A 24739-nucleotide genomic window follows, 5' to 3' on the forward strand; every position below is an offset into this window, starting at 1 on the left:
ATGCATAATTTATTTGGGTTTAATAATATATTTGAACACTCTAATGCTAGATATTTCACTTCTAACCAACTAGCTGAAGAGTTTGTTTGGACCCCAGCATTTGAATCTCTAATATCTAACAAAAATCATATAATACTAGGTTCTCGAGGCTCGGGTAAGACTGCTTTGATTAAAATGCTTTCTCATGAATGTCTTACTAAATTAAATGATGAAAAAGCAAGAAAAATCATAGATCAACGCTCGTTTATTGCGACGTACATTCCCTTGAAAGTTGAATGGGTAAACTCAATTGGTGACATTGATGATAATAACCAGCTTTTTAAGTGGAGTTTGAACTTATCTTCATGCGCAAGATTTCTAGATACCATACGAAGCTGCCTTCATTCGTATATTGAGGATGAGATAGATAGGATTATCAAAGAAAAATCCATTTGCAATAAAATATCAGAATTATGGCTGTCTAAGAAATTAAATACAATTACCGATATTTATGACGAGCTAGAGATTACCGAATATAAAAAGAACATTGTATTTAATAAGATGAAGCTAGGTCTTAAATTAAGTGATGATGATCTTATGGTTGGGCTTAACTTTAATACTGATCTATTTAAGCCTTTAACAATGGCACTCTCTGCGGTAAGAAAAGAAATCGGACTTTCTAATTCTTCTACATTTTGTGTTTGTATTGATGAGGCTGAATTCTTAACAAAAGAGCATCATAAAATATTGAACACGCATATGAGGTCATATAATGAGATCGTATTCAAGATAACAACAATGCCATACCGGCACTATACTCTGGAAACTGATACGGGCACTCCATTAAACATGGGGCACGACTTTGATTATTTAAATATTGATAAGCAAGGCCTCCATGGTAGTTCAAATAATAACTCTCATAATTTCTTTGAAAATTTCGCAGATAAGCTTTTTAGAAAAAGAATAAAAAATTCATCTATTATAAATAAAGATATCACACTAGAGTTTCTTTTGGGTAATTCAATATTAGTTGACTCCCCTAAAGATGCGCTCCCTGATGATAAACTGATGGAGAAGGTGAGAGAGTATTGTGATTCCAGTACGATCAAAAGAGCGGAGAGGTTACTGGATCAAGACTATTCTCTTTTCGAGAGCTCAGTATCAAGAAAATTAAGAGGAATACTGATATTAAAAGATTCTTTTCAACGTTATAAAGGTAATGCTTCACCATTTATATTTTCTGGGTATTCACTGATAGTAAGATGTTCTGATGGAAACCCACGTCGTCTATTACGGTTATTCAATTATCTTTTTTCAAAGAATATTGAATCTTGTACTGAGCTTAAGCCTCTATCAGACAAGGAACAAGGTGCAAAACTAAAAGAGTTTTCATACTCAGAGCTAGATGGTTTAAACCTAGAGGTGGACGGAAAGAAAGCTTTCGATTTGTTTACAACAATTGGGAGGTTTTTAAAAGACAAACTTCATACAGACAAAATAAATACAGATACATACAACTCATTTTCATTCGATGTTGAAGATGATAACGTATGGAAGTATATAGAAACAGCTGTAGATCTAGGTTTAATTTACCCAGATTTTAGAGGGTTGGACAATGATAACAAAATGCCAAACAGAAAAGGTAGATTTTCCTTGGCCTTTTGTTTATCTCCTCATTTTTACTTAATGCCAAGAAAAGGAAACTCCATCAAATTATCTGTGATAATGAACAATTCTTCTTATAGCCGATTTAAAGCTATAAATAAAAATAATGATGATGGACAATATAGTCTAGACTGGGAGGAGGATGATGAATAAATTACATATAGATGACTTATCAATAGGTGAGCTAAGTCAGTCAAAATATGATATTGCATTATTTTCTTGTGGATACGAAGAACGCTGTATTGACGTGGCTACACGATTGCATAAAAAAAATATCGACAATGTGATTGTTTTAGCTTTTGACCAACATAAAGAAGATCCAGTTCGTATCGATAGTTTAAATTACTTTTCAGAAAACTGGGCTGGCTTCAAATTGCTAGAAATTTCACAAAGAGAAATTTCTGAAATACAAAAAGCACTAAGTAAAATAATTAACAAGGTTAATGTTACGGAATTAAAAATATTAATTGACTACACCTCGATGTCTCGAGCTTGGTATGCAGCGATTTTAAACTACCTAGTCAATTTTTGTGAATTAAGAGTAACAGTTGATTTGACATATGCAACCGCAGTGTATAAAAATTTAGATCTCAACGTTGAACTAGGTGAGTTACGCATAATTCCGGGGTGTGAAGGTATTTCATTAACCAAAAGACATAATGCAGCAATATTTATGTTGGGCTTTGATAGATATGGTCCTCAACGCTTGTATAACTTATTAAATCCAAACAAATGCTTTGGAATCATGGCTGCACCAGCTGCAACCTATGATTATGAAAATACTTGTTTAGAAAAAAACAAAGACTTTATTTCACACTACCTTGGTGGTGAAGATAAACTCATAAAATTGCCAATTAATAGTATTGCTACATGTTATGATAACATGTCACAAATGCTCTCTCCTCTTAGGTCTGAGTATAATGTTTCCATCATTCCATTTGGGCCAAAACCACATATTTTAGCCGCGATATTATGTAGCTTTAATTATCCTAATGTTACCTGCCTATACTCTGAATATATTCGAAATGAAACTACAAAAGTTGAATCCTCCGGTGATTTTGTAATATCTCGCTTGCATGTTAAAAAAAATGAATAACTTATTGATTCTACTACATTACTAGATGATTTAGTTTGGGTGTAAGATATTGTAAGTATCTCACCAAAGCGGGCCACATGTTTTTAGGTATCTGACCTAACGAGCAATAGAGTTCGTGATGCCCGCTCCTGGCACAGGCTGTGTGAAAACTGCTGATCACTTTTTGGTCTAAGCAGCGACTTTATATGTTCAACCATTCTTGATAAACCCATGCGGTAACCTACTTTATTTAATAAAATTAAAAGCATACGATTAAATATTGCGGGTACAGATATGACCCATCACATTAAAGGCCAGGGCAGACATCAGGTGACTTTACTCCCTGAAGTGCTGGATGATTTTGTCACTGAAGATAACCCAGTTAGAGTAGTTGATGTATTTGTAGATGGATTACAGCTTGATTCTCTTGGTTTCGAGAGAGTTAATGCAAAGCAGACCGGGCGGCCTGGGTATCACCCCGCAACCATGTTAAAGCTGTACATTTATGGATACCTGAACCGCATCCAATCGTCCCGCAGGTTAGAAAAAGAGGCTCATCGGAACGTTGAGCTGATGTGGTTACTTGAACGATTAACGCCTGATTTTAAAACCATTGCAGACTTCAGAAAAAACAATAGTAAAGGTATCAAAAACACCTGCCGAGCTTTTATTGACCTGTGTCGGCAGATGCAAATGTTCACCGATGTAGTTGTTGCCATCGACGGCAGCAAGTTCAAGGCAGTAAACAGTAAATCGAACAACTTCACACCTCAGAAAACAAAAGGTCACATCGAAAGGGTCGAGCAAAGTATCGCTCTATACCTGAATAAGCTCGATGAAGCTGACAAGACTGCTGAGCCTGAAATAATCGCTGATTTAACAGCGACGAAACTGGCATGGTTGCAAAATCGTTTAGAAGAGTTAAAACAAATTCAGCAGGCCGTGGAGCAGCATCCCGATAAACAATTGTCGCTGACAGATCCTGATTCCCGTTTGATGAAAATAAACAATGTTAACCGCCAGGTTAGCTATAACGTTCAGACTGCCGTTGATGCTAAATATCACCTGATTGTTGCGCATGAAGTAACGAATACACCAGACCGTGGGCAGCTAACAGCGGTGACAAAATTAGCGCAAGACGCTGTTGGCAAAGCGGATATTACCGTACTGGCTGATAAAGGTTACTACAGCCGGGGTGATATTAAAGCAACGCAGGACTTAGGTGCCGTAGCCTTAGTACCAAAAGGCGATACCTCAGGCGCTGACCGCAAAGGTCTTTTCAATCGTTCATTGTTCAAATATGACCAGGAAAAAGATATTTATATTTGTCCGATGGGTAGCGAGCTTCAGAACAGATTTACGGTGGTTGAGGATGGTTTAGAGCAGCAAATGTACTTTAACAATATTGCTTGTCGCGATTGCAGTCAGCGGTCAAGGTGCACCACATCAAAACGCGATCCGAGACGTATAAGGCGCTGGGTTCATGAAGCAGAAATGGAAGACATGCAAGCCAGGCTTAACACATCGCCAGAAACAGCTGTCGTGCGAAAGCAAACGGTAGAGCATCCGTTCGGGACAATTAAAATGTGGATGGGAGCGACTCACTTCCTGACGCAACGGTTTAAAAACGTCAGCACAGAAATCAGTCTGCATGTGCTGGCTTATAACCTGAAAAGGATGATGTCAATCTGGGGTACTGAAGGACTGACCATTAAGCTGCGAGGGCAATGCAACTAGCGGGAGTGGCCGCTTTAACCGCTGATAACAAGCCATTAGCACTCCATATCAAGCCACAAAAGCCTCGTTCTGCCTCTAGATACAAATCACAGCGGATACAGTCAATATCAGGAATATCTTGCATCCCTGACTGAGGATAGTACTCAGATACTGCAAAAAATGAGTTTTTACACAGCCTGGGCACAAAGCAGACTGCCAAATCGTTTTGTGTGCAGTTCAGCTAAAGCACAACAATTCTGTGCTTCGCTTGCAGAGAATAACATAGTAACGATCGCCACATTTAACGAGAATGAACAATCAGCTTTATTTAAGTTGCAGAAATTGGCGCTCAGACTAATCGTCTTGACAGGATAAATTACCCTCCCATTGACTGCGCTGCCCTTTTAATCAGGTTTTCCCTACAACGATAACAAACTATTAATAATAGAAATGATAAAATCATGCTGGCTATCTTACGATATCTTTCATTTTCTTCTGAATAACTCTGATAAGCATCTGCAAGGTCACTGTAAGTTCTTGACAGCAGTTGTACCGAAGAGAAATATGACACCATTGCCTTATCACATATCTCTGAAGAAGCGTGTTCCGATTGAGAAATGTTGCGCATTATCACGCGGGTCTGCGCAACCAAAGCATCAGATAGTTTATCCTCAGATGTTGTAGACAAACCTGAAACCAATGCCCAATAGTCTTGAACTGCATTTGTATTACATTCAGCAAGTTTGGGATAAATTTCGTGTAGATTGTCGGTTACAACCTTAACTGATTTGCGAGTTAAAGGGGGAAGGCTTGTATACCAGCTTACATATTTTAATTCTTCAAACGGCTTTAACATACCGATAATTATTGGCTTCTCTGTTAACCAAAAATCAAGATATCGGGATTCGGAAATATTTAACTTAAGTGCAATTTGTGCAGTTTCTAAGAAAGTATGCTTTCGGGATGTCAATTCCTTCCTCATTTCATCCCGCTGTTTTTGATACTCATTACGTAAATTAATAAGCAATTGAGAATGTTCAACGACGATATTTTCATAATATCCTGGAGGCGTCACTGGGATCGTTTTTAAACTCAACCATCCGAAGTTAAAAAATCCAATGCAAACCATGAGTAGCACAGTAATTATTTCATATTTATTTCTTCTGATGCTTTGAAAAAAGACAATCATCGATTTCATTCTGTTAGTGATTTCCTTTGTATGTGAGATTCATCGTTCAACCTCTATTTTTATTGCTCTCTGCGCGTTTACCTGCTCCAATTGATGAACATACTGTAGTGGTTTACTGAATTTGGCCACCTGAATAGAGGTGATATCATCACCTCATACTCTTTGCAACTTCTGCTCTGGCACTCAGCAGACGATCACATCCGAGAAGTATCTGATCGAAAAAATTTCATAATAGGTCTCGGAACAAATCCATTTTTCTAAACCTTTTCAGATAGATATTATCCCCATGGATCCTCCCGCATCCTCACTGGATTGCGGGATTTTTTATTTTTTTACACTGTCATTGTGTATAAGTCACTGGGTCATTACTGGCTTCGTTTCCTCATGCATTTCGCAATCATATTGCCATCTTTCTGCTCGAATACAGCCATCACGCTTGTCGTATCGAATCCAGTGCCATCCTTACCACTTTTAATTAAGGAGATTTGCTATGGAGAAACAAATCACTCTGTTTACACCGGAACTACCATTACCGGCACAGCGCACCATTAAACGAGCCCTGAGTCTGCTTGACCACCATCTGCGTGAGCCGGGGGTGGCTTTCACTTCCACACAGGCGGCTCGCGACTGGCTCATGCTGAAGATGAGTACCCTTGAGCGGGAAGAGTTTGTAGTGATGTATCTCAACAATCAGAACCAGCTGCTTGCTCACGAAACGCTGTTCACCGGCACCATTAGTCACACTGAAGTCCATCCCCGTGAGGTGGTAAAACGCGCCCTGTACTTTAACGCGGCGGCAGTGATTTTTGCCCATAACCACCCATCCGGGGAGGTGAATCCAAGCCAGGCAGACAAGGCCATTACCCAACGACTGGTACAGGCGCTGATGCTGGTGGAAGTTCGGGTGCCCGACCACCTGATTGTTGGCGGCAGGCAGATATTTTCCTTCGCCGAACATGGTCTTCTTTAACAGGAATAAAATGATGAATAAAGACACTACCCAAACCTGGGGTCTTAAACGAGATATCACGCCATGCTTCGGAGCACGGCTGGTGCAGGAAGGTAATCGTCTGCATTTTCTGGCAGAGCGGGCAGGATTCACCGGTATGTTCAGTGAGGTACAGGCCCTACAACTGGAGGAAGCCTTCCCTCATTTTGTCGCACATCTGGAGCTGATGCTGCTCTCCTGTGAACTGAACTCCCGGTACGCGCATTGCGTCACGCTGTACCGTAATGGGTTGACCTGTGAAGCCGATACGTTGGGCAGTCATGGGTATGTATATATCGCAATTTATCCCTCAAAACAGGTTAAAGACTGATTTTTAGCTTTATCCCTGCATCGTAATTCTTCAAACCTTTTCCTCCTTTATTAAGAGACTCCACTCATGCAAATTTCAACTGTACCGGCCACGTTGCCGGTTTCGTCACGCCTGTCACCTGTGCAGGTCTGGCAGCAACTTTTAACGTATCTACTGGAGCAACATTACGGCCTGACACTCAACGACACGCCATTCCATGACGACGCGGCCATTCAGGAACATATCGAAGCGGGAATAACACTGGCTGATGCCGTAAATTTCTTGGTGGAACGCTATGAACTGGTACGCACTGACCGTAAGGGGTTCACCTGGCATGAGCAAACACCTTTTCTTACCGCAACCGATATTCTCAGAGCCAGACGAGCTACCGGGTTGATGAATACGTAAATTCTTCGATCTTCATTCCTGATTTTTACCTCTGCGCTTTCCTCCCTTTTTATTCCTCGCATAATGCGCCTGCCAATTCCGGCAGGCGTGTTTGCTTTTATGGACGATTAACGATGCAAACAGAACCCGACGTGTTAACAGATCACAACGAACTTATCCTTTCGACCAATATCGAACGTGTGGTCACTGGCCGCGATGCTGCACTGAAACAGATAGAACAACTCATTCAGCAGCTTGATGCCATTTCACGTTTAACCTCAGAAATTGGCGGTGGTACAGCGCAAGATTGGGCGATGAAAGCGGGGCACCGTTACGATAGCTGGATGACCGAAAAGGTAGATAAAGCGCTGCCTGCCGTTACCCACAATATTGACCGGAGTATCTGGCGCGACTTGATGCTGAAGTCCGGCATGATGGCATTGATGGATGCCCAGGCCCGTGACCAGTGGCATAAAAACTTGGAGGAGGGAGACCTTCCTGCCATTAGCGAAGCCAATATCCTCAGTACCTTTAAGCAGTTACATCTGAATAAAAGGGATGTCTTTGAACGCGGTATCATCAATGTCTTCAAAGGGCTGTCATGGGATTATAAAACTAATAGCCCCTGTCGTTTTGGGAAGAAGATCATCATTAACAATCTGGTGACGCATAACCGCTGGGGATTCAGTCTTAACTGGGGCTGGCGACGCGATCAGCTGGCTGACTTGGAGCGTATGCTGTTTCTGCTGGATGGCAAACCGATCCCTGATAATCGTGCTGATATCTCTACCCGACTAATGGAACATATTCGGGATAACCCAGCTAAGGAAGCCTATGAAGATGAGTTCTTTAGTATTCGTTACTTTCAGAAGGGCACGGCACATCTGACGTTTAAACGTCCGGAACTGATTGAGAAGATGAACGATATTATCGCAAGATACTACCCGGGAATGTTGGCTTCGAGATGATTAGTGTCGCCAGAACCCTAGGTTGTGATCGAATCATGCTACTTTAACAAGTATCACTGGTACTTATTAAAAGATGATAATCATGGGACCCACTAAGAAGCAAAAAATCAAAACTCATATTGCTACAGTGTTTGAACGTTCTGAGGTTGATCCAGACAGAGATAGCATGTTTGAAAAGAGGGAACTGCGGCATCAGCGGATACTACAAGGTCTTACTGATGTCGATAAGGCTAATGTGGTTAGTCATACAGACTTGGTTTGTTCCACTAATAGGCTGAAAAAATTATAATCGATTGAAATACAGTAGTTCGAAATCCCAAGATGGATCATCATATATTTTCCTGTCAGTAAAGCTAGCAACTAATTTAAGTATTTTTCATCAGAAGAACTTTACTTATCGACTATTGAACTATTCCCCATAAATTAAGATATTGTGATGTTAGCAAAAACCGCCTCTGGCACGAGGCGAACAGTCTGAAGTGCCACGAGGCCTGCTAAGAGCGAAAAGCAGAAGTTGCAATTTCATCAATAGGAAAACTAAGATGCAAAATTATAAGAATGTGGTAGAAAATTTTATCCATAATGAAATTCTTTCAAAAACAGGTGAGGTTTATTTCGATTTTTCAAAAGAAGAGGATTTTTTATATCATGAGTTAGATTTTATTGGGAAAAACTTATGTCAAGATTATGTAAAAGGCCCGTCAAGTTTTTACATAATTGATAGCGTTCGAGTTCAAGCCGTAGCTATTCACAATCACAAAATAGTCTTAGTTTTTAAAGGAATGTTAGAGCAGATATTTCGTACGGCTGCAATGATGGTAGGAGCAGAGCGACGCGACAAAGAATCCGATGAGATTTTTTACGAACCTTGGTTTGATAATGTCAATCTATGGATAAATGGGGGTGAGTTCGAGTGGACAAGCAATGAATACTGGTGGCTTCATGATCAAGAATACAGAAAGGCATTTGATATATTAGTAGAGGCACTGTTTATATTCCTTGTTTTACATGAGATAGGACATCTTCATAACTTACATGGAGAAAGAAGAAATGATAACAATGAAGAATGCGTCTCACCAATTGATAATATTACTTTTATCCACAAAGCGATTGAAGATAATGAAGAAATGGATGAAGCAGAAAGGCTTAATTCACATGCTCGTGAAATAGTCGCAGATACTTTTGCCTTTCAATTCATGATGTCAGAATTAAAAGAAAGTCTTTTCCCTAACTCGGAATATGAGGGTACTGACTCTGCCACTTTAACAGCAATAAACTTCGGTGTTTGCATATATGCAGTAGCTTCATATTTGTGGGCCCTGAGTTTTCGGTATAACTCGGAGAGCAGCACACATCCACCTCATGTGTTTAGATTGGCGAGCATTGAGGCTGCATGCCTTGAGCACAGAGTATGTGGAGGGGATGAAAAATTGACAATTTTGGGATTAGAAATTGGTATGAGGAGTTACCTAAAAAAAATGACATGCATTTGTAATAGTAACGAATTTGTTGAATGGCGTAACTTAAAATACACTCCAGCTAATCAAGAATACTATGAGAAAATTTGCCGAATTATACCAAAGTGGTCTAATTCAACATTTGGTGTTCGTGATGAAGATTGGCTGTAATAATACAGCTCCGCGAGCGCTGTACTGACAGTTCCGCTTCTGGCACTAACTGTCAGTAAGCAGAACCCAATGGGCTGGTTTGAGCGAAGAGGGTAACTAATCCGCTTGTCTGACGATCTCTGAAACAGAGTGAGCCACTTTGCTAAGATACTTACACATAGGCCTATGCTGTCCATAAGCCTATGAAAAAAATTAGTCAAAAATCTAAATCTACCGCATGATTGGACTGTTGATGCAAATTTTCTGCAGGATGCAAGGAATTCATATAATCTATAATCTCTTGATTTTGTAACAAGGCAGAATAAAATGCACTCTGCCAATCTTTTCCAATGTCTGGCTGTGGAATCTCTGATAAACGTTGATTTAATGCTGTACTCACGTCAAATCTTGCATTGGCCAATCTTCTCTTCCATTGCCGGAATTCCTTTTTACAATAATGAATAATTCGTGATTTAATTTTTAATTTTTCCGCATGAATAATCACTCGCCTTTGGTCTTCTGCCTGAGTTTCTATTATTCTTTTTAACTTTACCACTACAGATATATCATTGCTTTCAGTATTTAATGAAACATTCATTGAGAAACGAAAATTCTCCAGAAAATTGAAATAAATAGGATGTATAAACATAGCTAAATTATTTTCAATGCAATAATAATGCTCACCTTTTACTGGAGCGCAACCTCTACACTGAGGGACTAGATTATTAGGAAAAATAGAAAATTCAGGCCATTTTCCTTTAGGGATAAAATGATCTAAAGTGTCAGGAATCATTGGATTTCCGCAGTAAGGGCAAAAGGAAAGTTCGTGTTCATTTCTTCTTTCAAGTAATAATTTATTTAATTTCTTTGGTGCTTTTTCATAATAGTCAATTAATAGATCGGAATGTTGTAGGAATACACTATCAGGTAGCGCATCATTACTAGAATCTATCAGGTTATCATATGAGCTATAATTATCAGATAGTTCTTCAGCTATAAGTTCAAGTTGTTGAACATTTTCTTTTTTACTTCCTCTTGCCGCATCAAGCCATGTGCAAGGCTGATTTTCCATGAGCTCGCCTAAGTATTTCATTATTCATCCTCAATAGACATCTTGTCATCATCTGATTTTGAAAGTGCATAAGCTAATGCATCATTGCCGATATACCCCTTAATTTCAGAGATAGATGAACTATCGCGAATGAAATATTTATCAATCTCTTTTTGATAAGGCTTGCTTACATATTCATCATCGAATACTTCCGAGACTATTACATCAATTGACTCCCCATATGTTTCAACTGAGGATCTAAATACTTTGGTGTTCCCTTCAATCTTTCGTAATATAGTTACTGCATCTCTTTCAACTTCACGTGTCAATATTGATGAATGAGTGGCAATTATAGAAAAAGATTTTGTTTCATCCAAAATGTTTTTGAGCATGTTTATCAAACCAACTTCAAGCTCAGGGTGTAAGTAAAGCTCAGGTTCATCGAGGATTAATAAACTTTCTTCTTCAAGCTCAGATATTATTGCCGGAATCATATATGTATAAATTTTCTGACCTGAGCTTAGAGGGATTATGGCACCGTTTTTTTTAAAGATTAATCCTTTTTTTAAATTTATATTTTCTTTAATGCTATTGATTTTTGTTTTTTCGTTTATGCAAATTTCATCACCACTATTATCCAGTATCGATATTGAATCAAATTCTATTGAAATGGATAATGTTTCTTTTAGAAGTTGAAATCTCGTCTTATCATTCCACCAACCGTTTTCTTCATCATAACTAAGTATTTTAATAATTGATTCAACGCTTTTTAAAACTGGGTATTCCGGGTCAAAGATTCCATCCTGATTTCTAAACCCTATGTAAGAGTATTCATTTACATGTAAACGTTTTCGTTTCAAGCTTTTTTTGTTAGCTAAAGAGCCTTGCCGTGAATATTTTACTGTTAGCTTATTGAATATTTCATTTTCCGTATAGAAGTCTTCAAATGGTGAGTGCGCAATAACTATTAATTTGTGAAAATAAGGAGGGTGATCTTCTCCGTCTGTAACACCCGTTATAACTTCACTTATTCTCTTCAATATATGGGTTTTGCCAACACCATTCTTACCGATTATAAGACAGATATTTGACTTCCCAATTTTTCTGTCCATGTTAAATTTAAAATTAATAGGATCAAAACTATCACCGAGGCTTTCAATGTTCAGGTCAAATTTAGTTTTAGGATTATATCTCCCCAGTGCTATTTGATATCCTTTTTTCAAAATTGCAGCAGAAGAACTTCCTCTCATTAAACTACCTGAATATCCTCCCCATTCAGAGTATTTTCCTTGATTCCCGAGAAAATACCCAGCATCACATAAAGCCTCTAGCAGGGCATCTATTTTCTCAGGTTTAAATAGTGTATTTATCTTTTTATAGTAGTCTATATCTTCACCAATCGAAACCAACTCATTCTCAGACAGTAAGTCATTAATATTAATAATTTTCAGCTCAATTTCTTTACCATGCTCTTTAAAGTAAAGCGATGTATTTTCATTTGCTTTGGAAAGCATTTTTATATTGCCAATTTTTATCTTATCAATATTTCTGACATAATATACTTTGAACGTAATAATATACCCGAAGTCATCCCATGGAACTCCATAGTTTGTTCCTATATGATCCTGAAGCAAATGAATTCCAGGGTATTTATCAATCATTAATGTTTCCGAGTAGTAATAATCCATTTTAACTCCTTTGAGTAACTAATTATCTCAAAATGCTCATGAGAATTTATTCATTTGATTGTATACATTCTCTTAACATAGTGTGAGTTTATAGCATCGTTTTTTGAAGCTTAATGCTTTGGCGATTTTCCAATAAAACACACAGCCCCAGATTAATAGATAGTGTTAACACTCTTAAAACAAGGTTTACACCGTGAGAGAAAGATATAACAAAACATTATCATTATGTAAGCCCCTTAGCATAGGTTTGTCAGTTTTTTACCACATAATCGAATAAATATGTGCGTTAGTGAACTATTCATAACTGTTAACGCTAAGTGAGATTTACAACGTCCGCTCCTGGCTGTGAGTTCAAATGGTCAATTTAAGAGCAGGAGTAGACTTTAAAAATATCGTATTGTGTTAATTCTTGAGTAATTGAAAAACGACATCAATGAAGTGGTGCAAAAATGACCTAGCGCCGAGGAGTGGCCCTCTCCTAGTTTAGCCATGGCCACTCTTATCTGGCGCTAACGGGTTTCTGCAAACTTGGTCGTGCGGCGGCTTACATGTATCCTGACGGCTATGTTAGCTGGCTAAAGATCCAGATTGGCGTCTGAAAGACATCTTCATCGGAAAGATGTATTTCATCGAATATTCGAGGGTATTATCGCTTTCATGTCACTGGCAAGCGCATTTGCCCGCTTTTCCAAAGCAGCTAGCATGAGGTCTTTTTTATCCTCTACACTAATCAGAGTATAGAAAGGTTCACTACTCGTGCAGGTTAAACGTGAGATTGTAAAGTCATCATGATGAGGTATTAATGCGCGATAGTTTCCTTCAGAGATAAACATAAAACGGGCATTAGGATGCTCGCTAAGAAACATGTATCTATTACTGCAAAAAAAAGTGTCGCGCGTATCATATTTCATGGCAACTTCGAAACCGAATTTAAGGATTGAAAGGGATTGTACATTAAATGCAATATACGAGATGTAGCCAATAATAAATAACGGAGCAAAAATAGATATTGAATAGTTAATGTCAACAGAAGATTTTCTCTTTACCTTTTTTGTTTTTAGAGGGATAGATGATAAAAAAGAAATAAAAACAAAGTAAATTAAATAATAGAAGGTGAAAACAAAAAATAACGCTGTAACTATCGTTACGAGTTTGTTGAATGTGGAATCAAAAGGAATGTCCCATGAGTTAGCTGTTAGCGAACGAGAGAGATAGTATGAGATCAATGATACGATTAACCATGAATATTTAACAGCTAGCTTTACTCTTAAGGCTATGGTTTTTCCTTTGTCATCGATTGATTTTATATGCGATGCGATAGTGTAGGTAATTAACATTGCAGTCATAAATGCTAATGTAGTAGGAATGGCAATGCTAATATAATTTAATGCTTTAAAAGAAATACATGTTAGCAAAAATAGCAATGTTGAAAGTAATGCCGCTCTTGACGTTTTTTTATAATTTGTTCGAAACCGAATGGTGGATTGATTAAACGATGTTTTACTCCAGTAAAATTGCACGATTAACCCACTAAGGATAATCATACCCAGCCAAATGACAATCGGGTATAACTGCATGTTCTCCTGCGTAACGAACAATATTGCGATATAGAAAAGTAAAAGATTTGCGATGCCAAAATTTAATGATTTCCATATTTTTTTCATAAACAATCCGTTTAATAATAGTTTTTTATTGAATTTAGATATCGTTTTATAGCAGTTTTTATAGAAAATCGGAAAGAAAAAATTTAATTACGGTGAATTTAACATGCATATCAGCGGGATTTTCGTGGATTTTCTTCAATCCCCACCCTCCGAACAATGCATATTAGGTTATACCTTATTTGTGCAAGCGGTGGAACCTAAGCAATACTTACTATTTTCACTCCCGGCTCAAAGCAGCCAGTTTTCTTGTTTCACGGATTAATTTGGTAGTATTTTTTATTTTCAGCAGGGCCGGTATATTTGATTTATAAACGTACCGAACTGATTGAGAGAATGAACGACATTATCGCTAAGCACTATCTGGAAATGTTAGCGTAATAGTGGTCGAGGACTTTGACGCCCTTGAAGAACAAGTATATGATTTGTCGCAATTTCTTTTCTTCTTGAAAGGACAGGTATGGATAACAAAATGTGGATGATTCGCGGTGATAGTGGCAAGCTCTATTATGATTTTCGCGATAAACAAATTGTAGGTATCGGTTGGTCTCAACTAGCTCCTTTAGTTAAACTTGGCCTATCTAGAGCTCAGCTGCTTGAGTTATATCAGGAAGTTGATCCTCTAACTAAGCTGGGAACAGCCCGTTCTGGTGCATCGCAGGTCTGGCGTTTTGTGAATGAGATCCAAAAGGGTGATTGGGTTATTACCTATTCGCCAGCCAACCGTACTTATCTGCTAGGCAAAGTCACATCGGACTTCCAATATCATCCTGAATGGCTGGAAGAGGGGATGGGTATTGCTCGGCAGGTTAAGTGGAATACTCAAGAAATCGACCGCGATCGATTGTCTGTTGCTACCAAAAACACATTGGGTTCTACGCTGACGGTTTTCCAGCTTCCAGAATATGCTCTAGAAGAGCTTTTGCAGGATAAGAAACCTACTATAGACGTGATTACTCAGAATCCAGTTGCGATAGATGAAGATGAGGTCGTTTCTGATCCGCTCCGCGATATGGAAATGCTGGCGTTTGAGGGTATCAAAGATCGTATCAACTCTCTTGATTGGGACGAGATGCAAAATCTGGTTGCCGGAGTTTTACGCAGCATGGGCTATAAAACGCAGGTCTCTCCTGCAGGAGCCGATCGAGGTAAAGATATTATAGCTTCACCTGATGGGTTCGGTTTTGAAAATCCACGTATTATCGTTGAGGTAAAACATCGCAGGGAGCAAATGGGGAGTCAACAGATTCGCAGCTTTATTGGCGGACGCCATAAAGACGATCGCGGGCTTTATGTCAGTACCGGTGGTTTTACAAAAGATGCTCGCTATGAAGCCGATCGTTCTACGATACCTCTGACGCTCTGGACGTTGGATGATCTTGTCAGGGCGCTTATCGAAAACTATGAGCAGGTTGATATCGAAACTAAACTTTTGGTGCCTCTGAAGAAAACTTTCCTACCTGCCTGAATATTGCTTTGATGGCCATATTAGTGTTCTACTGATATGGCTTTATACCCACTCACGATGTCTATTTTTTGTACGTATTTCAGTGTGTGGGTACAAGTGCGGGTATAACCATTTACTCCTGTTAATAAACTACATTGATATCAGTCTATTGGGTGTGAAATTCGAGTCCGGCCTTCGCCTCTATAATTAAGTCACCTTGAGGCGGTTTTTTATGTCTTCAATCTGCTATAAACATCAGTATCTGATTATTTAATAATAAATTAAATGTCTATACTTTTCTGAACTGTTCAATTCATACGCGTTAGTCTTTTTTGTCCATTGACAGCCAGGTGATTTGAGGGGCCACTCACTTAGACTAAGGTTTGACTCTCGATTATGGCCCTGACTGGCGTTGTAACTCTAACCGTTAATTTCCGCAAAAAGCTTACAAACTGGTGAATTTCTGGATTTGTAACTGTATCAATTGTCAGCACAGGTTATTTCAGCTTCGTGACTGGGTGAATAAATACCAGGAACAGGGATTGGTGGTGGTTGGTGTGCATACGCCAGAATATCCTTGGGAGCGTGATATAAAAGCCGTGAATTGCGGGATCAAATAATGGCAGCCGACTTACTCGTCGTGGCGGCATAATGGCTATGCTATCCGGGACCGTTTTGGTAAAGGACGTTACGCAGAGCAGGAGAAGGTTATTGAGCAACGGCTAAAAGAGGCTCGGACCAGGCGGTGAGCATGCCGGTTGGGGCTGCGATGTAGGGTCGGCATCTGTGTCTACCTTGCTTATTGGGGATGAGCGTTTTTTCAATGACAATTAAGGGCCTGTTATCGGTCAGCAACAGTAAATTAAAAATGAGACTCCGCTGCGTCACTCACTGGAATACGCATACATAGTGTGAAAATTAACGGCAGTAATGTGAATTTTTAATGACAGGTTCAAATATAAATTTATTCGATATCTCGTTATTCATTGATAAATAATAAGTTTAATTTGATTGAAAAAGAAATGTAAGATGAATGTTATTCCTTAGTTGTTTTTCGTGGATTTTCAGTAAGATTATTCTTATATTGAGCGAATAATGCCTTTAACCTGAAAAGAACTTTGGATAGCAAGCCACTATGTCTAGACCTTCTGCGCTTTACGTTCCACATATTTTGAATGCTAAAGAGATTGAGCCAGAAGAACGCATTGATCAGATAGCCGCGAACCTTAGCTGCTATGGTATCGAGGTCGCAGACAATCGGCGGCCAGAGGACATCATCGCCGTACATAAAACAATATCCGGAGTTATGGGGCATTATTGCAGCGCCTTGGGCTCAAAAAATGACATCATCTTCGATCCCCATAAAGCGAAGGAGCCGATGATTTATATTTCGTTGATTATGCAAGGGGATCAGATAATTAATGGTCGGAAAAATAACAATAATACGCAGGTTGATCAGGGTAAATTAATACTGCATCTGCGTGATGACTATTGTCAGTATCAGTCTACAGACGTCAAAGAGCTCTATGTTATCCCTCATGCTGATCAGGTGAAAACGGTGCTTACCGGGAAGCTAAATCAGCATGCTATTTCTCTGGATAATCACTATCTGGCCGCTTTTCTCAAGTCTCATATGTTACATCTGGACCAGCAGTCAGCCAGTTTAAATACTAAAGAAACCGCGCTTATCGTTGATAGCCTTCATCATATGGCGCTGTTAATGATGTCAGATGTGGCGAAAGAAAAAGGAATGACGTCAGAAGATAAACAGAAACATATCTTCAATGCCGCCAAATCGTACATTAAACAGAACTTTTCCCAGCATGAGATATCGCCAGATTCAATATCTAAAGTACTCCGTTGTTCAAGAGCTAGTCTTGATCGAGCATTTAATGAACAGGGGACATCAGTGATGCTGGTGATTAAAGGTACACGTTTAGATGCGGCGCGGGGATTATTAGAAAATAACAGGACGTTAAGAATAGAACAAATATCCTGGCTATGTGGTTTTGTGAATCATTCATTGTTCAGTAAGTTATTCAAAGAAAAATATAAAGTCTCTCCAAAAAGCTGGCGTGATAATTTTAATGGGTGCTTGTAAGTACCACACCACTGATAGCTAAATTTGACGTAAAAGCGCCTTAGAGTGAAAAGACCGAGTCCATTAAAGAATATGGGATTGGTGAGGCCAGAATTTAGCGTTATCTGTACCAGTTGTCCGGCCGTCCCTTCCAGCTCGATTATGCGCATAACCGAGCTTCTCCATGCTTTTCGAAATACATTCACGCCTGGAACAGCAATCACCTTCAGAGTATCAGGCAGGCGTTTTCCAGCCGTTTCGAACTCTCGGTATGGCTGAACCTCAGCTCACGTATCGATGAAGTTAAATCGTGACAATACATTGATATAATTAACTATAGCAATAGTAATGTATGTAAACTACATGGGGCGATATAGCACTATTTTTTGCTCTGTTCTGAACAGAGTATTACGTCGCTATTCTTTGTCAGGCCAGTTGACTCTTTCATTTAATATTTATTTTTAAATATTTTGCCCAACTAAAAACATTATTTGTTGTTATAAATAAATATGGTTTTTTAATCATTAGTAGCATTTACATGAATTTTTTTCATTTATTTTCTAGTCATATATCTGAACGGTGTTTAGTATCAGAAAATACACATTGTTGTTCAAACTATTGTGGTATTGCTTACCTCCATTCTCGTCTGGTTTCTGGCCGGCTGTATGCGTGGTGGTATTCAGTCAGTTTTATTCCCCAATACAAATGACTTAAAAATATAGGTATGGAACTCTTTTATGTCACAGATGCTTGCTTTGTTAATTGTCATGGTCATTTTATACTTGGGGGATATGATTTCCGTCAGAACGAAAGCCTGGATCCCTTCGGTATTTGTGTGCGCCGTACTTTTTCTTATCGGTTATTGGACGTTTTTCCCTCAGGATATTGTTAGCCTGGCCGGTATTACCCCTGCGGTCGCCGTAATGTTGATGTACCTGCTGATTACCAACATGGGGACTTTACTCTCTGTGCCGGAGCTGGTGCGTCAGTGGAAAACAATTGTTATTTCACTGGCGGGGATCGTCGGTATTGTTATTGCCGTATTTATTGCTTGTATGATGTTTTTTGATATGAATACGGCGATTGTCACTATTCCGCCTTTAGTCGGGGGAATAGTGTCGGCGCTTATCATGTCTAAAGGTGCAGCGAGTGCAGGACTCATTGACCTCTCCGTATTTGCCATCCTGATTTACGTGATGCAAGGATTTGCGGGTTACCCACTGACCGCCATTATGCTGCAACGGGAAGGCAAACGCGTGTTGCAGAAATACCGTCAAGGGGAATGGCATGCATCGGCCGCGTTGCTGCCAGCTGATAAGATGGCCACGACCTTGAGCGCTGAGGAGAAAATGCCTCATCTGTTTAGCTTTATTCCTGCCCATTACAATACCAGCTACTTCAAATTTCTTCGCCTGGCGCTGGTGGGATATTTGGCTTATGTGGTGTCAGGTTTTCTGGCTCCGGTCGTGAGTGTCAGTCCGTTTGTCCTGTGTTTACTCTTTGGGGTGATTGCCAGCTCTCTGGGCTTTCTCGAAAAACAGCCGCTGCAAAAAGCCAACGGTTTTGGTTTCGCGGTGATGGGGTTGATGCTGTTTATTTTTGATACCCTCAACAGAGCGACGCCAGAGATGCTGTTACGCCTGCTGTTTCCAATGGTGTTGCTGATTGCTGTCGCAATAATCGGGATGTTTATTGTTTCCTGGATCGTGGGTAAATGCCTGGGGGTCAGCATGGAGATGGCCTTTGCCATCTCTTTGACTGCGATGTATGGTTTTCCGGCAGACTATATCATTACCAATGAAGCAATCACCTCACTGACCAAAGATGAAAAAGAGCGCGAGATCCTGACTCAGCATATGTTAGCGCCTATGTTGGTGGGAGGGTTTATTTCTGTCACGATGGTGTCTGTCGTACTGGCCGGCATTATGGTGGGTTATATTACGCCAATGGTGGGATAAAATATGAACGGTGCCAATGTTGAGCGGATACAGCGACAACTGGAACAGTTAGCTGAGTTTACCGCCACTCCCGGAGAGGGAACCACACGCATGAGCTACAGTCCTCAGGGGCAGCTGGCGCGTGAATATATAAAGAGCCAAATGCTTGAAGCCGGGCTCAGCGTACGTGAAGATGCTATTGGCAATATTTTTGGTAAAAGTGCCGCCCAGGATCCTGAACTGCCTTCTGTGATGGTGGGGTCTCATTTCGACTCGGTGCCAAACGGTGGTGCCTTTGACGGCCCTGCGGGTGTAGTCATGGGACTGGAGGTGGCGAAACTGTTTCAAGAGCAGCGGTTGCTGCCACGCTATCCCTTGGAAGTGGTGGCGCTGGTGGAAGAAGAGGGATCGAGCTTTGGCCGGGGATTGCTGGCTTCCAGTGCCATAGTGGGCAAAGTGGATGCGGCAGAACTTCACCGCCTGTGCGATAGCCAGGGGAGATCCGCCGCGCACTGTATGGCCGAGGTCGGTTTTGATGCCGATCGTGTCGCCAGTGTTGTGCGTCCCGCATCCACGATAAAAGCCTTTATTGAACTGCATATTGAGCAGGGTCCCGTGCTGGAACAGGCATCACTCGATGTCGGGATTGTGGATGTGATAGTCGGGATCACGCAGTTAGTGGTGACTATCACGGGCAAAGCGGGCCACGCAGGCACGACGCCGATGAACAGGCGACAAGACGCGCTGGTTGCTGCCTGTCAGGTTATTGCTCAGGTGGGAGAGTTCGCCCGACAGGCAGGTGAAGAGACGGTCGCGACCACCGGCAAGCTTCAGGTTTTCCCCAACGGCGCAAATGTTATCCCCAGCAAAGTCATTTTTACCGTCGATATTCGCTCTAAAGACTGGCATAAGCTGCAGCAGGTGGTTGAGCAAACAAAAGCCTGCATTCATCAACAGTCGGGGGCGGGGATCCACTGTCACATTGAGCAACCTTTACTGGTTGCACCTACGCAATTAGATCCTGAGATCCACCAATTGCTGGCGAAACATGGCGAGGCGTTGGGTCTGAAACAGCGCACCATGGTCAGTGGTGCCGGCCACGATGCAATGATGTTTGCTGGCCAGACGGCAGTAGGCCTCGTTTTTGTGCCAAGTCGGGACGGTTTAAGTCATCACCCAGATGAGTGGACTGACTATGCACAGATTCAGAAAGGCATTGAGGTTATTTTTCAAACAGTAAAAGAGATTACAGAGGCCAGTAACTATGACGAATAAAGCCATCGCACAATCTATCCATAAGCATACTGAGGCGATGATTGCCTTTCGTCGCGATTTGCACGCCCATCCAGAGTTGCCCTGGGAAGAGGTACGTACCACTCAGAAAGTTGCACAAGCCTTAGAAGAGATAGGTATCCCCTATCGACTGACAAACCCCACAGGGGTGATTGCCGAGATAACCGGAGGGCTGCCCGGCAAGAGAGTGGCACTGCGTGCCGATATGGACGCCTTACCTGTGCAGGAATTGAGTGAAAATATAAGCTACAAGTCGCAAACGGACGGCAAAATGCACGCCTGTGGCCATGATGCGCACACGGCAATGCTGCTGACCGCCGCCAAAGCGCTGTATGAAAATCGGCAAAGTCTACGGGGCAATGTGCGTCTCATTTTTCAGCCTGCAGAAGAGATAGCTCAGGGAGCCCGCGAGATGGTGAAGCAGGGGGCTGTTGAGGGCGTGGATAACGTGTTCGGTATGCATATTTGGACCACCAGCCCTTCAGGAAAAATCTCGTGCAATGTGGGGTCCACGTTTGCGTCAGCCGATCTGCTGAAAGTGACCTTTAAAGGCAAAGGTGGACATGGTTCCATGCCGGAAGCGTGCATTGATGCTGCGGTTGTCGCGTCTGCTTTTGTGATGAATGTCCAGTCAATTGTCTCTCGTGAAACGTCACCGCTGGAATCTGCTGTTGTCACCATTGGACGGATGGAAGTGGGAACCCGTTTTAATGTGATAGCAGAAAATGCCGTACTGGATGGGACGGTACGTTGTTTCACCGCTGCAGCGAAAACACGGATCAAAGAGGCTATCGAACGGTATGCGCATCATACTGCTGCGATTTATGGCGCGACTGCTGTCGTTGACTACATTGATGGTACTTTGCCGGTCATTAACGAAGAACGCAGTGCCCTGTTGGCCCAGTCGGTGGTGCGGGAGGCGTTTGGTGAAGAGGTGCTGATGGCAGAAAAACCCACAACAGGCGGAGAAGATTTCAGCTTTTTTATTGAAAATATCCCTGGTTGTTTTGCTTTACTCGGTTGCGGTAATCCAGAGAAAGGTACGGACTGGGCACATCACCACGGCTGCTTCAATATTGACGAAGATGTAATGGCCAGCGGAGCTGAGCTTTACGCCCAATACGCCTGGAGTTATCTCCAGCAAGACGCGTTTTAACCCTGCTTTATTCCCCCATGCAAGCATGGGGGATGCTGCTGGGCCCTGTGACTTACAGCACTTTGCTTAAAAAGGCTTGAGTACGTGGGTTCTCTGGCGCACTGAACAATTTTGCCGGGGTGCCTTGTTCCTGAATGATTCCCTGGTCGATAAAAATCACCCAGTCAGCGACTTCTTTGGCGAAGCCCATTTCATGGGTGACGATAACCATAGTCATACCTTCTTGAGCGAGCTGTTTCATGACGGCAAGCACTTCACCCACCAGTTCCGGATCGAGTGCAGAAGTGGGTTCATCAAACAGAATTATCGAAGGCTCCATCGCCAGGGCTCGGGCTATGGCAACGCGTTGCTGCTGTCCGCCTGACAGGCTGGAGGGCCAGGCATCAATTTTATCGAGCAGCCCCACTTTCGTCAGTAGTTTTTCAGCCTGCAATGTTGCATCCGCTTTCGACAGGCCTTTTAAGGACATCGGGGCCATGATCAGGTTTTCCAGCACGGTCATATGCGGGAAAAGATTAAAGCGCTGGAATACCATGCCGACGCTTTCGCGCAGCGTATTGAGGTTGGTTTTAGGATCATGAACAGCAAATCCATTAACCATAATCTCGCCACCGTTGGGTCTTTCCAGTGCGTTAAGGCAACGCAGAAAGGTACTTTTTCCCGATCCGGAAGGGCCAATAATACAGACCACATCTTGCGGTGCGATATCACAGGAGATGCCCCGTAATACATGGGAGCTGCCAAATTGTTTCTGTAAGTCCTTAACGTGAATCACTTCTGCCAAACCTCTTTTCCATATATTGCACCAGCAGTGAGAGTATAAACGTCAGCACCCAGTAGATAACTGAAATTGTCAGATAGGGTTCCCAGTAGGTGGCATAAGCCCCGGAAACCGTACGTGCGGCATAGGCTAAATCGGCAAGGCCGATGGCTGAAGCCAGAGACGAATCTTTAACAATCGCAATCGAGTTATTACCCAGTGGCGGCAGAATACGGCGAAAAGCCTGCGGCAGGATGACCTTACGCATGGTTTTCCACCAGCCCATTCCTAATGCGCGCGATGCTTCCATCTGGCCATTATCAATAGACTGAATACCGGCCCGGAAGATTTCCGAAACATAAGCGCCCGAGTTGAGAGAGATGGCAACAATACAGGAGAGAAACGCACCGTATTCGGTACGCAGATCTCGCGCAAAATCGACAGACATCAGCCCTGAGGTAACAAAAATGCCGTCTCGTGGGTTGATAAACATCGGTACCAGGGCGAAGTGCACCACCATGATTTGGACAAATAACGGGGTACCGCGAAAAGCACTGACGTAAATACGTACAGGCAGTTGTACTGCATAGCGAAGGATATATTTCCACGGGCCTTGCTCTGCACGAGCCATACGGCCCAGCCCCAGCATTAATCCCCAGGATGTGCCTAAAATAACGCAGATGATGGTGCACTTGATGGTCATCAGTGCACCCTGCATAAAGAGCGGTGCGTATTCTGAGATTATCTCCCAGCGAAATCCGGTCATACCTGTCCTTGACTGGGCCGAAACGGCCCATTGAAAATTATTCTACTGGGAGGGTGGGAACGTTGTTATCAAACCAAGTAGCGTAGATTTTTGCGTAAGTGCCATCTGCAATAATTTTCTTCAAGCCAGCATCTAACTTCGCTTTGAGCTCACTGTTACCTTTCGCCACGGCGATACCAAAATATTGACGCTCAAACTTATCATCAGAAACCAGTTTCAGCGGTTTATCCGGGTGGGTTTTAATATAAAATTTAACCACACCGACATCGCCAACGGCGGCATCAATACCTTCTTCGCCCAGCTCTTGCAGCATCAGCGGAGTATTATCAAAGCGTTTAATATCGGTGCTGTTTTTACCCAAAACGTCTGATACTACGATATCGCCAGTACTGGAGTTAACCACCCCCACTTTTTTACCTTTCAGAGAACTGATGGAGTCTATTTTAGAGTCAACAGGCACCACAATAGACTGTTCTGCCGGGAAGTAAGGGAGAGAAAAGTCGACCATACCTTTACGTTTATCGGTGATGGTAATACCCGAAATAATAATATCGCGATCGCCTGTATTTAATGTTGCAAAGATACCTTCCCAGGGGGTGTTGATCAGCTTGATATCAAACCCTTCCGCTTTCGCGACAGCTTTAATGATATCGATATCAAAACCTTCCAGCTCTTTCTGGCTGTTTTCAAATTCGAAAGGGCGATACGTTCCGCCAGAACCGACGACGTAAGTTTGAGCCAAGGCTTGCACAGAACTGAACATTGCAGCGATAACACAGCCGCCGATAGCTAATTTTTTCATTACATTTGTTAACATAAACGCTTTATACCCGTAAAATTTTTTATGCACTTAATATGCATATATATATAATTCTGTAGGCTGCTTCAACAGAAACTTTATTTTTCATGACAATTGCTGACAAATAGTGCAATGATTCGAATTTACGGGTAAAGGGTAGTTTGTCATCTCTGTTTCACTGTCTGACAACGCCATATGGCGCAATATAGAGAAGCAC

At 41.5% G+C, this 24739-nt stretch carries 20 protein-coding genes and 1 pseudogene; 14 read left to right on the plus strand and 7 right to left on the minus strand.

Features of this window, described 5'->3' with window-relative positions:
- The 3 genes from Q1A40_RS12575 (at position 1) to Q1A40_RS12585 (ending at position 4456) form a co-directional block, all read left to right on the plus strand.
- Entirely contained in the window at positions 1–1797 is a 1797-nt protein-coding gene (locus tag Q1A40_RS12575; RefSeq protein ID WP_300000564.1) for a hypothetical protein, read from the plus strand.
- A complete protein-coding gene (locus Q1A40_RS12580; RefSeq protein ID WP_300000566.1) occupies positions 1787–2740 on the plus strand; it encodes a hypothetical protein in 954 nt (317 codons plus the stop codon). Before Q1A40_RS12575 ends, Q1A40_RS12580 begins: the two co-directional genes overlap by 11 nt.
- A gap of 273 nt (positions 2741–3013) precedes the next feature.
- Complete coding sequence (locus Q1A40_RS12585; RefSeq protein WP_300000568.1) at positions 3014–4456, plus strand: IS1182 family transposase; 1443 nt, start codon at positions 3014–3016, stop codon at positions 4454–4456.
- A gap of 355 nt (positions 4457–4811) precedes the next feature.
- Here Q1A40_RS12585 and Q1A40_RS12590 read toward each other — a convergent pair whose 3' ends face one another.
- On the minus strand, positions 4812–5633 hold the full coding sequence (locus tag Q1A40_RS12590) for a hypothetical protein (RefSeq protein WP_300000570.1): 822 nt from the start codon (positions 5631–5633) through the stop codon (positions 4812–4814).
- Positions 5634–6114: 481 nt separating this feature from the next.
- Here Q1A40_RS12590 and radC point away from each other — a divergent pair, with 481 nt between their 5' ends.
- From radC to Q1A40_RS12615, 5 genes are all read left to right on the plus strand, one after another.
- Complete coding sequence (gene radC / locus Q1A40_RS12595; RefSeq protein ID WP_300000572.1) at positions 6115–6594, plus strand: DNA repair protein RadC; 480 nt, start codon at positions 6115–6117, stop codon at positions 6592–6594.
- A gap of 13 nt (positions 6595–6607) precedes the next feature.
- A complete protein-coding gene (locus Q1A40_RS12600; protein ID WP_300000646.1) occupies positions 6608–6943 on the plus strand; it encodes a type IV toxin-antitoxin system YeeU family antitoxin in 336 nt (111 codons plus the stop codon).
- 66 nt (positions 6944–7009) lie between these two features.
- Positions 7010–7330, plus strand: a complete 321-nt coding sequence (locus Q1A40_RS12605; protein WP_300000574.1) for a TA system toxin CbtA family protein — start codon at positions 7010–7012, stop codon at positions 7328–7330.
- 113 nt (positions 7331–7443) lie between these two features.
- A complete protein-coding gene (locus Q1A40_RS12610) occupies positions 7444–8277 on the plus strand; it encodes a DUF4942 domain-containing protein (protein WP_300000576.1) in 834 nt (277 codons plus the stop codon).
- A 542-nt stretch (positions 8278–8819) separates the two neighbouring features.
- A complete protein-coding gene (locus Q1A40_RS12615) occupies positions 8820–9905 on the plus strand; it encodes a hypothetical protein (protein WP_300000578.1) in 1086 nt (361 codons plus the stop codon).
- 196 nt (positions 9906–10101) lie between these two features.
- Here the strand turns inward: Q1A40_RS12615 and Q1A40_RS12620 are convergent, their stop codons facing one another.
- The 3 genes from Q1A40_RS12620 to Q1A40_RS12630 form a co-directional block, all read right to left on the minus strand.
- Positions 10102–10977, minus strand: coding sequence for an HNH endonuclease (locus Q1A40_RS12620; RefSeq protein ID WP_300000580.1), 876 nt, complete (start codon positions 10975–10977; stop codon positions 10102–10104).
- Positions 10977–12623 carry an AAA family ATPase gene (locus Q1A40_RS12625; protein ID WP_300000582.1) on the minus strand — a complete coding sequence of 549 codons (1647 nt, stop codon included), beginning with the start codon at positions 12621–12623 and terminating at the stop codon, positions 10977–10979. Before Q1A40_RS12625 ends, Q1A40_RS12620 begins: the two co-directional genes overlap by 1 nt.
- Before the next feature lie 626 nt (positions 12624–13249).
- On the minus strand, positions 13250–14287 hold the full coding sequence (locus tag Q1A40_RS12630) for a hypothetical protein (protein WP_300000584.1): 1038 nt from the start codon (positions 14285–14287) through the stop codon (positions 13250–13252).
- A gap of 256 nt (positions 14288–14543) precedes the next feature.
- Between Q1A40_RS12630 and Q1A40_RS12635 the strand changes: the two are divergent.
- The 6 genes and pseudogenes from Q1A40_RS12635 to Q1A40_RS12665 form a co-directional block, all read left to right on the plus strand.
- Positions 14544–14665 (plus strand): annotated as a pseudogene (locus tag Q1A40_RS12635) (restriction endonuclease subunit M); the annotation flags it as partial.
- Between the two features lie 79 nt (positions 14666–14744).
- Positions 14745–15752, plus strand: coding sequence for a restriction endonuclease (locus Q1A40_RS12640; protein WP_300000585.1), 1008 nt, complete (start codon positions 14745–14747; stop codon positions 15750–15752).
- 1114 nt (positions 15753–16866) lie between these two features.
- Positions 16867–17832 (plus strand): helix-turn-helix transcriptional regulator, encoded by a 966-nt coding sequence (locus Q1A40_RS12650; RefSeq protein ID WP_300000588.1) that lies wholly within the window; start codon positions 16867–16869, stop codon positions 17830–17832.
- Between the two features lie 716 nt (positions 17833–18548).
- A complete protein-coding gene (locus Q1A40_RS12655) occupies positions 18549–19769 on the plus strand; it encodes a hypothetical protein (protein ID WP_300000590.1) in 1221 nt (406 codons plus the stop codon).
- A 3-nt stretch (positions 19770–19772) separates the two neighbouring features.
- The gene (locus Q1A40_RS12660) at positions 19773–21023 is read left to right on the plus strand and encodes a Zn-dependent hydrolase (protein ID WP_300000592.1); all 1251 of its coding nucleotides are present in this window, start codon (positions 19773–19775) and stop codon (positions 21021–21023) included.
- On the plus strand, positions 21013–22197 hold the full coding sequence (locus Q1A40_RS12665) for an amidohydrolase (RefSeq protein WP_300000594.1): 1185 nt from the start codon (positions 21013–21015) through the stop codon (positions 22195–22197). Before Q1A40_RS12660 ends, Q1A40_RS12665 begins: the two co-directional genes overlap by 11 nt.
- A gap of 52 nt (positions 22198–22249) precedes the next feature.
- Here Q1A40_RS12665 and Q1A40_RS12670 read toward each other — a convergent pair whose 3' ends face one another.
- From Q1A40_RS12670 to Q1A40_RS12680, 3 genes are read right to left on the minus strand one after another with little or no spacing between them, the layout of a single operon-like run.
- Positions 22250–22972 carry an amino acid ABC transporter ATP-binding protein gene (locus tag Q1A40_RS12670; RefSeq protein WP_300000649.1) on the minus strand — a complete coding sequence of 241 codons (723 nt, stop codon included), beginning with the start codon at positions 22970–22972 and terminating at the stop codon, positions 22250–22252.
- Complete coding sequence (locus tag Q1A40_RS12675) at positions 22959–23723, minus strand: amino acid ABC transporter permease (RefSeq protein ID WP_300000595.1); 765 nt, start codon at positions 23721–23723, stop codon at positions 22959–22961. The genes Q1A40_RS12670 and Q1A40_RS12675 overlap by 14 nt, the downstream gene beginning before the upstream one ends.
- Positions 23724–23760: 37 nt before the next feature.
- A complete protein-coding gene (locus Q1A40_RS12680) occupies positions 23761–24540 on the minus strand; it encodes a basic amino acid ABC transporter substrate-binding protein (RefSeq protein ID WP_300000597.1) in 780 nt (259 codons plus the stop codon).
- Positions 24541–24739: the final 199 nt, after the last annotated feature.

Source organism: uncultured Cedecea sp. (assembly GCF_947498825.1).
Classification (GTDB): Bacteria; Pseudomonadota; Gammaproteobacteria; order Enterobacterales; family Enterobacteriaceae; genus JGM124.